General features: G+C 41.4%; 8 protein-coding genes and 1 CRISPR repeat array. Of the genes, 2 read left to right on the top strand and 6 right to left on the bottom strand.

Annotated elements, in window-relative coordinates; translation table 11 throughout:
- Positions 1-22: 22 nt before the first annotated feature.
- Positions 23-1,372, bottom strand: a complete 1,350-nt coding sequence (locus NF859_RS06265; protein WP_252743483.1) for an ABC transporter substrate-binding protein — start codon at positions 1,370-1,372, stop codon at positions 23-25.
- A 264-nt stretch (positions 1,373-1,636) separates the two neighbouring features.
- Positions 1,637-4,620: a CRISPR direct-repeat array (repeat unit 30 nt; unit sequence CTTTCAATTCTTCTAAAGTCTTATTGGAAC).
- Between the two features lie 483 nt (positions 4,621-5,103).
- Positions 5,104-6,879 carry a ribosome biogenesis/translation initiation ATPase RLI gene (locus NF859_RS06260; RefSeq protein ID WP_252743529.1) on the bottom strand — a complete coding sequence of 592 codons (1,776 nt, stop codon included), beginning with the start codon at positions 6,877-6,879 and terminating at the stop codon, positions 5,104-5,106.
- Positions 6,880-7,283: 404 nt separating this feature from the next.
- Here NF859_RS06260 and NF859_RS06255 point away from each other — a divergent pair, with 404 nt between their 5' ends.
- Together NF859_RS06255 and NF859_RS06250 are read left to right on the top strand one after the other, a co-directional pair.
- Positions 7,284-8,474 carry a hypothetical protein gene (locus NF859_RS06255; RefSeq protein WP_252743482.1) on the top strand — a complete coding sequence of 397 codons (1,191 nt, stop codon included), beginning with the start codon at positions 7,284-7,286 and terminating at the stop codon, positions 8,472-8,474.
- Positions 8,475-8,603: 129 nt separating this feature from the next.
- Entirely contained in the window at positions 8,604-11,291 is a 2,688-nt protein-coding gene (locus NF859_RS06250; protein WP_252743481.1) for a DEAD/DEAH box helicase, read from the top strand.
- Here the strand turns inward: NF859_RS06250 and NF859_RS06245 are convergent.
- Genes NF859_RS06245 through NF859_RS06230 form a run of 4 tightly spaced genes read right to left on the bottom strand, consistent with a single transcriptional unit; the run spans position 11,269 to position 13,063 of the window.
- Positions 11,269-11,664, bottom strand: a complete 396-nt coding sequence (locus NF859_RS06245) for a hypothetical protein (RefSeq protein WP_252743480.1) — start codon at positions 11,662-11,664, stop codon at positions 11,269-11,271. The genes NF859_RS06250 and NF859_RS06245 overlap by 23 nt on opposite strands.
- Entirely contained in the window at positions 11,642-11,965 is a 324-nt protein-coding gene (locus tag NF859_RS06240) for a hypothetical protein (RefSeq protein ID WP_252743479.1), read from the bottom strand. Before NF859_RS06240 ends, NF859_RS06245 begins: the two co-directional genes overlap by 23 nt.
- Positions 11,928-12,788, bottom strand: a complete 861-nt coding sequence (locus NF859_RS06235) for a DNA-3-methyladenine glycosylase family protein (RefSeq protein ID WP_252743478.1) — start codon at positions 12,786-12,788, stop codon at positions 11,928-11,930. Before NF859_RS06235 ends, NF859_RS06240 begins: the two co-directional genes overlap by 38 nt.
- A complete protein-coding gene (locus NF859_RS06230; protein WP_004069722.1) occupies positions 12,776-13,063 on the bottom strand; it encodes a hypothetical protein in 288 nt (95 codons plus the stop codon). The genes NF859_RS06235 and NF859_RS06230 overlap by 13 nt, the downstream gene beginning before the upstream one ends.
- Positions 13,064-13,106 lie beyond the last annotated feature (43 nt).

The following is a 13,106-nucleotide window of genomic DNA, read 5'->3' as shown; positions in this document are numbered from 1 at the left end:
CAAAAAAATTAGAAGAGAAGTATCAAGAACTAAATAACGACATTATTTTTTCCTGTGCTTCTTTTAATGCTTGGGCGGGATCTTTTTTCTGAAGTAGCGCTGCTTCAATTGCTTCACCGATTGCGGCAGACATATCTGGGTACTGTGGAACTGGTGGTCTAGCTTTTCCGTACTGTAAGTTTTCTACATAAATCTTAATGAAGGGATTCTCCTCAAGGAATTTCTTGTATTCTGGATCCTCTGCAGCGCTCTTACAAACTGGAAGGTACCCAGTTTTTAAAGCCCATGTGACCTGGAATTCAGGACTCATAATGTATTTTGCAAATTCCCAAGCGGCTTTTTCTCTCTCAGGTGTAGTTTTAAAGATGAAAAGGTTCTCACCACCAATGTTTGTTGCAATTCTTTTGTCGTAGGGCATTAGCATAACTCCTACCTTGTCGAGCCAATTTTGCTCTTTAAGGACTGGGAAATTCCAAGGTCCGTTTATTGTCATTGCAACCCTTCCGGCAAAGAAGTCATCTAGCTTGTAACCTGCATTGGGTTCGCTAAGCTTAGCAACTTTGTCTTTGTAAACAAGATCGACCCAGTATTGAAGTGCCTTAACTCCAGCATCACTTGCAAATGCAGGTTTTCCATTTTCATCAAGTAATTCTCCACCTGCTGACCATAAGAAAACCTCCCAAGTCCAGACTGTCCACTCATATCTACCAAAAGGAACCATAAAGCCGTACTGATCTATTTCACCGTCTCCATCTTTGTCCTTTGTGAGTTTTCTTGCAAGTTCTCTAAATTCCTCCCAAGTTAAGGCTTTACCCATGTAAGCCTCGGGGTCGAGACCTGCTTCTCTGAAGAGCTCTTTGTTATAATAAATCGCCAAGTTGTTTGTATCAAAGGGGGCCGTATATATCTTTCCTTTGTATGTTCCAAGCTCCCAGAGCCCCTCGTATATGTCATCCTTGTTAAATGACGGGTCGTTCTTTATGAAATCCTCAACAGGAGCTAAAACTCCTGCTTCTGCAAAAAAGCCAGTCTGGGCTGGGTTCAACCATACAAGATCTGGAGGAGTGCCTGCTTGTACAGCAGCCATAATCTTTGGAACAGCCTTATCTTGGGCTCCATAGTTGACAATCTTTATCCTAATGTTTGGGTGTTTCTCCATAAATTTGTTGACTAGTTCTTCGAGAACCTTTTGATTTTCTGGGGCTTCAATCCCATGCCAGAATTCGAGTTCAATAATCTTCTGTTCTTCTTGGCTTGAAGACTGTGTTTGTGTTGCTGTGCTAGTTGTTTTGCCACCCCCAATGCACCCACTTGCTATTACACTAAAACCCAAAATTCCAAGGAGCAACACGGCAAACACTAATTTTCTCATGTTTAGCACCTCATGTACTTGTAGTAGTATATAGTACTTTCAGTAAATTAACAACCAACTTCATATATAAGCTTTTCTGAACATATGTGTACATATAATGCTAGGGTATACATTAATGTTAGCTCTTCGATTTTTCCAATTCCTGATTCTCTTTGTGATGTTTTTGCAAATGAGCTCTCAAGTTAACAGACAATTTAACATAACCATTATGGAGAAGAAGCCATGTCTTCTACAATAAGAGTAGAAACAGGGGAGAAAGGCTCACGCTCAATTCTTTTAAAGTCTTATTGGAACTCGACTAAGCCGTATTCTTCCGCTCCAAAACTCACCGACTTTCAATTCTTTTAAAGTCTTATTGGAACCATTGTTGAAACCTTCGATATATACCCTATAAGGAGCGCTTTCAATTCTTCTAAAGTCTTATTGGAATGTTTTTAACTGTGATCGAGAGCATTGAGAATATTTTCCTTTCAATTCTTCTAAAGTCTTATTGGAACATGGAAACGGGAACATTAATAGCAAACTTAACTGTCGACTTTCAATTCTTCTAAAGTCTTATTGGAACAGAGATCAAAAGGCCGTCTCATTCGTCAAGGAGATCGCTTTCAATTCTTCTAAAGTCTTATTGGAACAAGACATTCTCACGGGTGCGCTGGTCGGTTTGATTGGTACTTTCAATTCTTCTAAAGTCTTATTGGAACGGAACTTGTCAACGTTCTCACTACCGAACTTGTCGAATTCTTTCAATTCTTCTAAAGTCTTATTGGAACCGTGACTGTCGAGGGCGTGCAGGGATTCAAGCCAGTACTTTCAATTCTTCTAAAGTCTTATTGGAACCTGCTCTCACTTCTGCAAGAAGTGATAATGAAAATATGCTTTCAATTCTTCTAAAGTCTTATTGGAACCTAAATAATGTTTAACATGAGTTAAAAATCCATAGCGCTCTTTCAATTCTTCTAAAGTCTTATTGGAACACGCCGGGCGACAGAAAGGGCAGGTGCGTGGTCTGCGGCCTTTCAATTCTTCTAAAGTCTTATTGGAACGAAGGCACTTCTTGGGAAAGGTGGTTCCAGAGCTGATCACTTTCAATTCTTCTAAAGTCTTATTGGAACTTATGGGTGGAGTACAACCGGGCTAAAGAGGAGTTCCTTTCAATTCTTCTAAAGTCTTATTGGAACAGGGAAGTCGTATTCAGCGTGTTCATGTCCGCATCGCTTTCAATTCTTCTAAAGTCTTATTGGAACTCTCGATAAGACTGTTAGGACACTCCTTCAGACCATACTTTCAATTCTTCTAAAGTCTTATTGGAACGGCCCAATCATCGAGCCCGTAGCGCTCCTTTAGTTTCTCGACTTTCAATTCTTCTAAAGTCTTATTGGAACTTGAGACACGCTTTGAGAGTTGCAGAATACGAGCACAATCGCTTTCAATTCTTCTAAAGTCTTATTGGAACGAGCACAAGGCGCGGGTGCTGGAAGCGAAAGAAGTCATCCTTTCAATTCTTCTAAAGTCTTATTGGAACTGGAACTGGCTAAAAAAGTAAGAGAATTGTTTGAACACTTTCAATTCTTCTAAAGTCTTATTGGAACCTGACATATCATTAGAGTGAAGGAGGTGAGCATGTGGCGTTCTTTCAATTCTTCTAAAGTCTTATTGGAACCTGAGGGCTCAGGAGTCCGTAAAACGCAGGCTGAGAACCGACTTTCAATTCTTCTAAAGTCTTATTGGAACGCGCAGGCGGCATCAGCTCGATGATCTTCCTCTTCAGCCTTTCAATTCTTCTAAAGTCTTATTGGAACCGGGATGAGCGTGCTTGAGTTTGCATCGTAAACGTTGATGACTTTCAATTCTTCTAAAGTCTTATTGGAACAGAGGTGCCCGATTCACCGAGCTTGAACAATCATGCGCTTTCAATTCTTCTAAAGTCTTATTGGAACAATTGGTATTTCATTGTGAGAACACAAAAAGCTTACGGCTTTCAATTCTTCTAAAGTCTTATTGGAACAGGGAAATAAACAGCGCAAGGTGGGCCCAAAGGAAGCACTTTCAATTCTTCTAAAGTCTTATTGGAACCGAACAATGCAGCAACTCTCATTGATGAGTTCAGGCTTCTTTCAATTCTTCTAAAGTCTTATTGGAACTGTATTGAGCCCAAAGTACACTGCCACCGCCCGTTCACTTTCAATTCTTCTAAAGTCTTATTGGAACTGTGGCCGGTGCGGCGTTAGTACCCTTCTTCCTATCAAACTTTCAATTCTTCTAAAGTCTTATTGGAACAGGAAAACGCTAATCGTATCTGCGAGTGATGAGAGCGTGCTTTCAATTCTTCTAAAGTCTTATTGGAACTCTTTTCAACCTTCATTCTCATCATCAAAGCCAAATCGAGCTTTCAATTCTTCTAAAGTCTTATTGGAACACAGTAAACTTTATATATGATGAGCACCAAAGTGAAAACTTTCAATTCTTCTAAAGTCTTATTGGAACTCAAACGCAACGATAAAAATGCTCACGACAGCGCTAACTTTCAATTCTTCTAAAGTCTTATTGGAACGGGGCCTACCACACAAGCCCGCATTTCGCCAAGGTGTTAGCTTTCAATTCTTCTAAAGTCTTATTGGAACTTCAAACCCTGCTCCTGAGTATCCTACCATAGCGAACCTTGACTTTCAATTCTTCTAAAGTCTTATTGGAACTCGAGATAGTGCACCGGGCGCTCGACCCGCTGTTAACTTTCAATTCTTCTAAAGTCTTATTGGAACTTGATGCGTTCTACTCATACTTAATAAATGATAATGTCTTTCAATTCTTCTAAAGTCTTATTGGAACGCCGGCAGAACAAGGGGATGTGACGTTGAAAAACATTACTTTCAATTCTTCTAAAGTCTTATTGGAACATACATTGACAGGAAGGTTATTTATTATGAGTTTGACTTTCAATTCTTCTAAAGTCTTATTGGAACATTTATAATATATATAGATACTTTAAATGTATTTCTCATGCCTGCATACTTTCAATTCTTCTAAAGTCTTATTGGAACGCGGTTTAACGCTTACCCCACGCACCTCCTCTTTGCCGCTTTCAATTCTTCTAAAGTCTTATTGGAACCTACCTGTTGAACAACTACCTGTTGAATCAACATACAATCCTTTCAATTCTTCTAAAGTCTTATTGGAACTCGTAGTGGACGATTTGACTTCAAAAGTGACTTTGAGCAGTTCTTTCAATTCTTCTAAAGTCTTATTGGAACAGGGGCGAATTTTCCTTTAAATCCCTTACAAAGTAATTAGAGAGCTTGAAATTTATAAGCTTTTCCTCAAAGGGTCAATAAAACTCCCCTCAAAAAGCTCGGATTCGAGCCTTCAGGAAAGATTTCGAAGCACTCACTCGTCTGAACTTACTTCTTTTCCCGCATGCACGAAAATGTTCATGAGACTTCCAGAGACAAAACAAAAGCCTAAACCAAAAACAAGTCCATAAAAAAGCATTAAATCCAAGAAGGTTAAATTTCCACGAGGAGAGAATATCAAAGAAGTCCTGATAAGCCTCCGCTCAAAATTCCGAAAAAATTTCGTTACAAAAACCTCAAAATACCATAACTCTTTGTTTGATAGTAACTTATGGTTACTAAAGACTTCCAGAGCAACCTTAGAGCCTTAACATCAAAACTGACCCACCAGAAGAAAGAAAATCCAAAAAAGGAAAAGCTAAACGTGATACAAAGAATCTTCGGCTATTCACTCACGTAGTAGTACTCCCCTATCTCCTTCTGTTCTCTGTCCTTGACGCTTCCCTCTTTATTTGCCCTCGGCCTTCCAGTGTCTGGGTCTCTCCTGAAGGTTATGCCCACGTTTGCTAAAAACCTGTTCATTCCTTCTCTCATACCCATTGGAGGTAGAGCCCTACCGTGTTTGCCTGGCTCGCCTTCAAATACCATTATGCGGTCGCTTATGTAATCTATCATCAGCACATCGTGCTCAACTACAAGTGCGGTTTTCTCGTTCTTTTCCATTAAATGCCTTATAGCCCTTGAAACCGCCAACCTCTGCTCGACGTCGAGATAAGCGGAGGGCTCGTCGAGAAGGTATAAATCGGCATCCCTTAACAGGCAGGCAGCTATTGCTACCCTTTGCAATTCACCACCACTTAGGTCGTTTACGGTTCTATCGTAGAGCTCTGGAATTCCCAGAGGATTGAGAAGCTCGGTTTTGTAGAAGTTGCTCATGAGCTTTGTAGCATCGATTTTACTTAAGAGCTCATAAACTGTCCCTTCGTAGTCGGCTTTTATATACTGGGGCTTGTAACTCACTTTGAGCTCCCATTCTACTTTCCCTTCCGTTGGTTCTTCAACTCCAGCCAGCATTTTTACGAAAGTTGTCTTACCTATACCGTTAGGCCCCACTATGCTCACAACTTCTCCCTTGTACAGCTCTCCCCCCTCTGCTTCGAGCCTAAAGCTTCCATAGTCTTTAACTAGTCTTGGATACTCTACAAGAATATCTCCAGCTTGACTGTGCCTCTCGCTGAGCTTTGTGAACCTTATTTGGTAAGGCCTGAACCTTACGTTTTCCTCGGGGAGATAGCCCTCCAAGAAGGCGTTTATACCGACTCTGGTTCCTTTGGGCATTGAAAAGATACCATATGCTCCGGGCTTACCATAGACTATGTGAATGATGTCGCTCAAATAGTCAAGAACCGCTAAATCGTGCTCAACGACCATAACGGATTTCCCTTCTTCTGCAAGTTTTCTAATTGCTCTTGCAACTTTAAGCCTCTGCCTTATGTCAAGATATGAAGACGGCTCGTCAAAGAAGTAGAAATCTGCATCCCTTGCCATGGCTGCCGCTATCGCAACCCTTTGCAATTCACCACCGCTCAAATGTTGAATTTCCCTGTCTAGGATATTTGAAAGCTCAAGCTCCTCGACGAGCTTCTCCAGAATACCCTTTTCATCTGCTTTCTGAAGGAGGTCTCTTACCTTCCCTTTAACGACCTTGGGGATTAAGTCAACGTACTGGGGTTTAACTACCTTCTTTATGTTGCCCTCTTTGAGCTTTTCAAAGTAGTTCTGGAGCTCATTTCCCCTGAACATCCTTATGACATTGTCCCAGCTGTCGTTGGAACCGCAGAGGTTAGGGATAATTTCTCCAGAGAGTATTCTAACAGCAGTGGTCTTACCGGTACCGTTTGGGCCCAAGATACCAACTACCATGCCTTCCTTGAGCACTGGTAATCTGTAGAGGGCAAAGCCGTTAACTCCGTATCTGTGTACACACCCTTCTTCCAGCTCCTCTGGGAGGTTAACTATCGTTATAGCATTGAAGGGACATTTGTGGACGCATATCCCACACCCAGTACAGCTTGCCTCTTGAATAATGGGCTTATAGTTGTCTTCGTCGATGATTATAGCTTCTCCACCCATTCTATTTACTGGACATACCCTCTCACACAGGAAATGACCGCACTTGTCGGGATTACACTTGTCGTAATCGATGACCGCGATCCTCATAAGCCTCACCGGTTACCATTTCTGGAATGCCTTTAAAAAGTTGTTGAAGAATTGGCCTCTATTTGCTGGAGTTGGCCATTTTTGACCAGTATTTCCCTGTAGTGTGATGTAGTGATGTTTGGCTTTGAGGGTTTGAGAAGGTTTTGGAAAAATGAGAGGAAACCTGAAGTTCAGAGAGAATACGTGAAATACCTGGCAGTGAACTTCCAAAGAAGGCTATTGTGATATAGCTATTAAGGAAGGATTTAAGGATTTTTAGTATTTAAATTATGTTGACCTATCAACCACCATTATTTTTAATATTAATCATCTGAGATCGTTAGTATGGTTTAACTATGTCAAAATGTTTTTATACTACTTTTAGATATAATATTATCGCAATATCTCATCTGGAGGAGGAGTAGATGGAAAGGAAGAGCAAGGTTGTAGTAACTGCATTAGTTATTGTTTTGGTGGTGTTTGTAGGGATTCCTATAGCTCAGGGAGTCTCTCCAGAGAACTCTGATGTTCTTTACAGCGTATACTTAGACTGGCTTCAAGGAAAGCCTGTAGGGCTTGCAAGCATTGAGATAAAAGTTAATAAAAGTCTCCATAATCCGGTTGTAATAGTTCAGGACTATAGCAAAGAGCATCCAAGGACTTTGTACTCAGGTCCTCTTCTCTCACCAACTGTAAAAATAGAGAGAATACCCATTGATACATATGTGGAGAATGTGCAAGAGAATGGAAAAAGTGAGAGCGTCCTTAAGACGAGGTTCAGACCAGTTTCTCTCTTAGTAATAGTTGCAGATGAAAATTATTGGGGTGCACGAGTGATAAGTTTCGAGCCTAAAAAACCCTTGGCAAGAATCTCTGCAGAGATTCCCCTTCATTATGAACCTGCCAAAAAAGGAAATTACGTTCAGACTGCTTCGGTCACAGACCATGGCACGGTCAGGATGAATGGAATAAAAACAGCCATAATAAGAAGTATTCCAGGAGTAGATGTTAAGTGGGTCATTGAAAGAAACGATGCAGTAACCTACGAGAGCTTTTCTCAGGAAACATGGGGTGGAACGCCGGATCCAAACGGTTGGTTGAGTAATGGCCCCACCTTGGTTCAAGACAAAGACGTGTGGATAACTTACACTGCTTCCAATGGTGATGTTAGGCTGGTGACTTCTGATGTTCTTTACCAGATAACTGAAAACGAAATATGCACCTCCCTGTGGTGCAGGGACATTTGGTCCTTAATCCCTGTGAGAATAAAAAACTTTCACTCTACAGTTACGGGCTCTTACAGCGGAGGAATACCCTCAAACCTTGAGAGAGAGACAAGATATAAATGGGAGGGTGCAAATGAGTTCGCTATAAGCTTTGACGCACCAACAGACAATGGAGGGGTTTACTTCAGTACTTCTCTTTCAGTATGCGGTGGTGAAGGAGTACAAGTGTGCTTTACAGGGAACGTTGAAACATACAGAGAGAGTAAATCCAACTACAGGCCACATTATGAAGTCAAAATTAATAATTGGGGAAGCCATGATGTTCTTTACTATGCATATCTAGACAAGAGTAGCAGAAACTATTACGAAATATTCTTGGAGTGGGGTTAACAACAGCAGATCCTTTTTTGTTTTTAAATTTTAAATATCACTTAGTGGTGACAGTTTTGATTCTAGATATCTCAAGTTTTTCAATCTCGGCAAAAAGTACTTTAACCAAAAAGCAAAATTATTCTTGTCATGCTGAGCATCTTTGAGGGATTAAAAAGTGAGATTGTAGCCCTTAAAGAGTTTAAGCCTAAGTGGGGTAAATACGGCTCTTTTGAGTTTAAAAACCCTGAAGTGAACAAGCTAGTTGAAGAAATGGGCTTTAAGCTCTATAAGCATCAGGTTGATGCCTTGAAAGCCCTCTATTCTGGAGAGAACATAGTGGTGACAACCCCAACCGCCTCCGGCAAAAGCGAAATTTTCAGACTGGCTATATTTGACAATTATCTTTCAAATCCTCAAGACACGTATCTGCTCGTTTATCCAACGAGGGCATTAATAAACAACCAATACGAAAAGTTCAGCATTGAGAACTTCCACTTTTTCCAGCTTACAGGAAAGATGGTTAGTGCAAGAATTCTAACGGGCGATGTTGAGTGGAGCGAGAGGAGAAAACTCATTAAAGAAAAGCCGAGGGTTGTTTTCACGACTCCGGATATGCTGCACTATAACATTCTAAGGAACAGAAAAGATTACGAGTGGCTTTTAAGGAATGTGAGGTACCTCGTAGTTGATGAACTTCATATTTACAGAGGTGTTTTTGGAACTAACGCTGCTTACGTTTTTAAAAGGCTTCTCAAGGCGCTGGAGAGATACGGGAGGAGACCACAAATAATAGCCCTCTCAGCAACACTTAGGAATCCAAAAGAGTTTGCGGAAACCTTTTTTGGAAAGCCCTTTGAAGCTATCACAAAGCCTGCAAACCCCTTTCCAAAACGATACCTCGTGATGTTCGAACCAAGAAGGCTTAATGAGATGCAGCTTTTAAGGGCAATCGTCGAAAAGCTGGCTGAGGAAGGCATTAAAACCCTTGTTTTCTTTGATTCAAGAAAAGGGACTGAAAAGCTCATGAGGTTTCTTTTGACGTCTCCAGCGGTTTACAAAACCACTACTTACAAGGGCACCCTTCCAAAGAATATCCGCTGGGAAATCGAGAGGGACTTTAAGGAGGGAAAACTTCTCGTGCTTTTGACGACAAACGCTCTGGAGCTTGGAATTGATATAGGCGACCTAGATGCCGTTGTAAACTATGGAATACCACCTGATGGGCTGTTCTCCCTTATCCAGCGCTTCGGAAGAGCAGGAAGAAAACGGGAAAGGGAAGCCATAAATGCAATCATCTTAAGAAAAAACGGCCTAGACTATTACTATAAGGAGCACGTTGAGGAGCTGGTAGAAAAACTTGAGAAAGGGATAATCGAGTACATGCCCATAAACCTCAAAAACCGACTCGTTGTGAAAAAGCATCTCCACTACCTCTTGAGTGAGCTCAAGATTCTTGATTGGGACGAACTGAACGAGTTCGAGAAGGAGCTTGCCATGGAGCTCGTGGATGAGAAAAAAGCAAAGCTCTACGATAATCCGATTACGGGTAAAAGGGAAATCCGCATCCTGAGGCCAGCTTTTAACTACTCCTCTATAAGAACGGCAAGTGATGAGAGCTATTTCCTCCTGCTCGATGAACCATGGATAAGGTACAAACTTTTGGAAAAGTCCAGTGCAAGGGACTTAATCCGATTTATAAACTGGCTCAAGCTTAAGGGGTATGTAATAGAGGAAGTAGATAAGCCTGAATACTACAGGTCGCTCTTGCCGGGAATGGCGTATTTCTCGAGGGGAGAGCTGTACATCACAAGGGACAAGCTCAGTCTTGGAAAGTTTCACTTTATCTTCGCCTATCCACTCAACAAGTTCTGGGAAGTTGATACGTTCCCGTCAAAGAGAGAAGAAGTAGAGGTTCTTAAAATCTATGACAAAAAGGAGTACAAAGGAGTAGAGATTTATATCGGCCGGCTGAGGGTTAGGCACCACTATTGGGGATTTGCAGTCAAAGGAAAAGATACGCCTCAGTATCTTCAAGAACTGTTGAAGCTCAAGGAAGAGGGAATTTTGAAAGGGGAGCTTTACTCTCCAATGCTGGAGCTCAAAGAGAGTGCTGAGGTTGATGAGGAGTGGAGCATTCTTAACTGGGAGAAGTTTGCGAAGGTTGAGTTTGATGAGCCTTTAATGTGGGAGTTTGAAACGGATGGAATATGGCTTGTATTTCCCGAGAGCATTAGGGAGATTGCAAACGAGGAGTTTAGAGAGTTCTTTAGGATTGCTGTGGAAAAGGGCTATGAAGATATTGCCTTTAGTCTTTACGAGCGCTTGGATAGGAAGTCTCTTTTCCCCGAACTTTTGGGCGCAACGAGTCACTACCTAAGAAACTACATCAAAGAGAGCCTAAAGAATTCGAAGATTGAAGATGAAGAGCTTGCTTTTGCAGTAAAGAAAATGGTGGACAGTAAAGATGGAATCGGAAGCGGACTTCATGCAATAGAGCACAACATGATTAAAATCGCCCCAATTTTCACATATGTGGACAGCAGGGAGCTCGGTGGATACAGTTATGAAAGTTTTCCAAATCCTCCCTTTGTGGGCAAGCCTATAGTGTTCATATACGATGGAAACGAAGGTGGCTTTGGATTGGCAGAGATCCTCTATAAAAACGCCGAAAAGCTCATGGAGAAGAGTCTTGAACAAATGAAGAAGTGTGAGTGCAAAGACGGCTGTCCGTTGTGTGTTTATTCGCCAAAGTGCGGCACTTTTAACGAGTTCCTTGACAAATGGCAGGCCATAAGGGTTTGGGAAAAACTCCTCAGCGGAGGTAGTACTGAATGAGCTTTCTCAGCTCTAGGTTTCTTTCTACCTTCTTTCTTAAAAAGCGCTTTAACTGGGAGTTTTCTGCGAGAAGGGCGTTAAGCTCAATAGCCAAAATCTTGTTGTCTTCACTGACTCCATAAGCTTTGTACCTTAACGGTGCCCACTCCTTCTCAAGTCCACCCACTTTTTTCTCAAGCTCCCTGACTTCATTTTCTAGTTTTTTGACATCTCCTTTTGGCTCTTTAAAGCTTCCAGAGAGTATTATCTCGAGGACTTTTTTCTCACTCACAGCATAGCGCTTGCTGAGCGTTTTTATCTTCTCTGCGAGTTCATCGGGGAGATCAACTTCAATTCTTCCAAACCCCCGTTTAGGTCTTATTATTAATTTCACGCCTCCTCTCCTCCAGCTCTTTTTTGAGCTCTTCATTTTCCTTTCTCAGCTTTTCTCTAACGCTTGTCATCAGCTCTTTATCTTTCAAAGCCTTTTCATAGAAAGCCTTAAGGTCTTCCAATTCATCCTCGATTTCCCTCAGCTTTTCTTCAAGCTTTGCTTTTTTCTCAAGGAGAAATGCCTCTCTCTCAGCCTGCAGAGTTTTCTCAGCTTTGGTGAGGCTCTTTTCTATCAGTTCCAGGATGTCCAGTTCTTTTAGTTTTCTAAATCTTTTTCCTTCTACCTTTATTTCTATTGGCATTTTTCATCATCTCGGTCTTCCTGTCATAGCAGAGAATATAAAAGGCAAGCAGGGACTTCCATTTTCCATACGGCTCGATGATTTCTCTAACATCTCTCTCTTTTACCTCCCTGGGGTTCAGATTAAATATCTTTGCTATTCCTCTTCTCAGCCCCAAATCTCCCGCTGGATATGTGTTCTTCCCAAGACCATAGGCCAAGAAAAGCTCGGCACTCCATTTTCCAATGCCCCTGAATTTTGTGAGGTATTTTATCGCCTCTTCCTCGCTGAGCTTCTCAAGACCCAAGCTTAAGTTTCCCTTAACGTACTCTTCTGTAAGGGATTTTATGTAAGCTGCCCTATATCCAAGCTTAGTCTCTTTGAGCTCTTTGCCACTTAGGTTTAAGATGTCCTCTGGCTTTGGGAAGAGGTAGAGACCCCCGATTTTTCTCCCCACGAGCTTCACAAGGTTGTTAATTGTTCTCATGGCAAATTCAAAGCTCACCTGCTGCTGGGCTATTACCTCCACGAGGGCTTGATATTTGCTCGGTGCCCTTGGTATGGTTAATCCATAAAACTCCTCAATTAAGAACGAAAACTTTGAATCTTCTATCTCTGAATAAAAGTTCTCAAGATCAATATCCAAGCCAAGAATGAATTCAAGCTTCTTTTTGGCATCTTTTCGCTCTTTTTGTGAAAAATATTCTGGAAAATAGAAGTTTTCTCCGTCAAAACCCACTATACCATTCTCTAGCGCTTGTTTGAAGACTCCATTCTCAAACTTCCAGGTGCCGTTTTTTATCATCTCATGGGCTACCTTCTTGAGGTCGATCACTTTAACCATCTGTCCAGCTTAACAGGGTTTTCCTTTATATCCTTTAGCGTTGATACGTAGAGCCTCTTTCCATCCACTGAACGGTGAATTTCAAGTTCTCCTACTTCTTCCAGAAAACGCATGATTTCCTTAACGTCTTTCTCCCTTATTCCAAAGTTTTCTCTTAAGAAATCCCAGTAAGGTTCTGTGTGGGAGTATTTGGCTACCTTTCTAATTAAACTCCAAGCAGCCTTGATTTTCTCCTCTCCTTTGGATAGTTTGAACTTTCTTATCTCCTCTTTCATGCCCCCTCATATGATTTTGGGTTCCATTCTTATTAACTTTTCT

Source organism: Thermococcus alcaliphilus, from assembly GCF_024054535.1.
Classification (GTDB): Archaea; Methanobacteriota_B; Thermococci; order Thermococcales; family Thermococcaceae; genus Thermococcus_A; species Thermococcus_A alcaliphilus.
This window is presented reverse-complemented; position numbering and strand designations above follow the sequence as displayed.

Excerpts from the sequence above, each read along its gene's own strand:
- NF859_RS06235 (WP_252743478.1), bottom strand. The coding sequence starts at position 12,788 with ATGGTTAAAGTGATCGACCTCAAGAAGGTAGCCCATGAGATGATAAAA.
- NF859_RS06230 (WP_004069722.1), bottom strand. The coding sequence starts at position 13,063 with ATGAAAGAGGAGATAAGAAAGTTCAAACTATCCAAAGGAGAGGAGAAA.
- NF859_RS06255 (WP_252743482.1), top strand. The coding sequence starts at position 7,284 with ATGGAAAGGAAGAGCAAGGTTGTAGTAACTGCATTAGTTATTGTTTTG.
- NF859_RS06250 (WP_252743481.1), top strand. The coding sequence starts at position 8,604 with ATGCTGAGCATCTTTGAGGGATTAAAAAGTGAGATTGTAGCCCTTAAA.
- NF859_RS06240 (WP_252743479.1), bottom strand. The coding sequence starts at position 11,965 with ATGCCAATAGAAATAAAGGTAGAAGGAAAAAGATTTAGAAAACTAAAA.
- NF859_RS06265 (WP_252743483.1), bottom strand. The coding sequence starts at position 1,372 with ATGAGAAAATTAGTGTTTGCCGTGTTGCTCCTTGGAATTTTGGGTTTT.
- NF859_RS06260 (WP_252743529.1), bottom strand. The coding sequence starts at position 6,879 with ATGAGGATCGCGGTCATCGATTACGACAAGTGTAATCCCGACAAGTGC.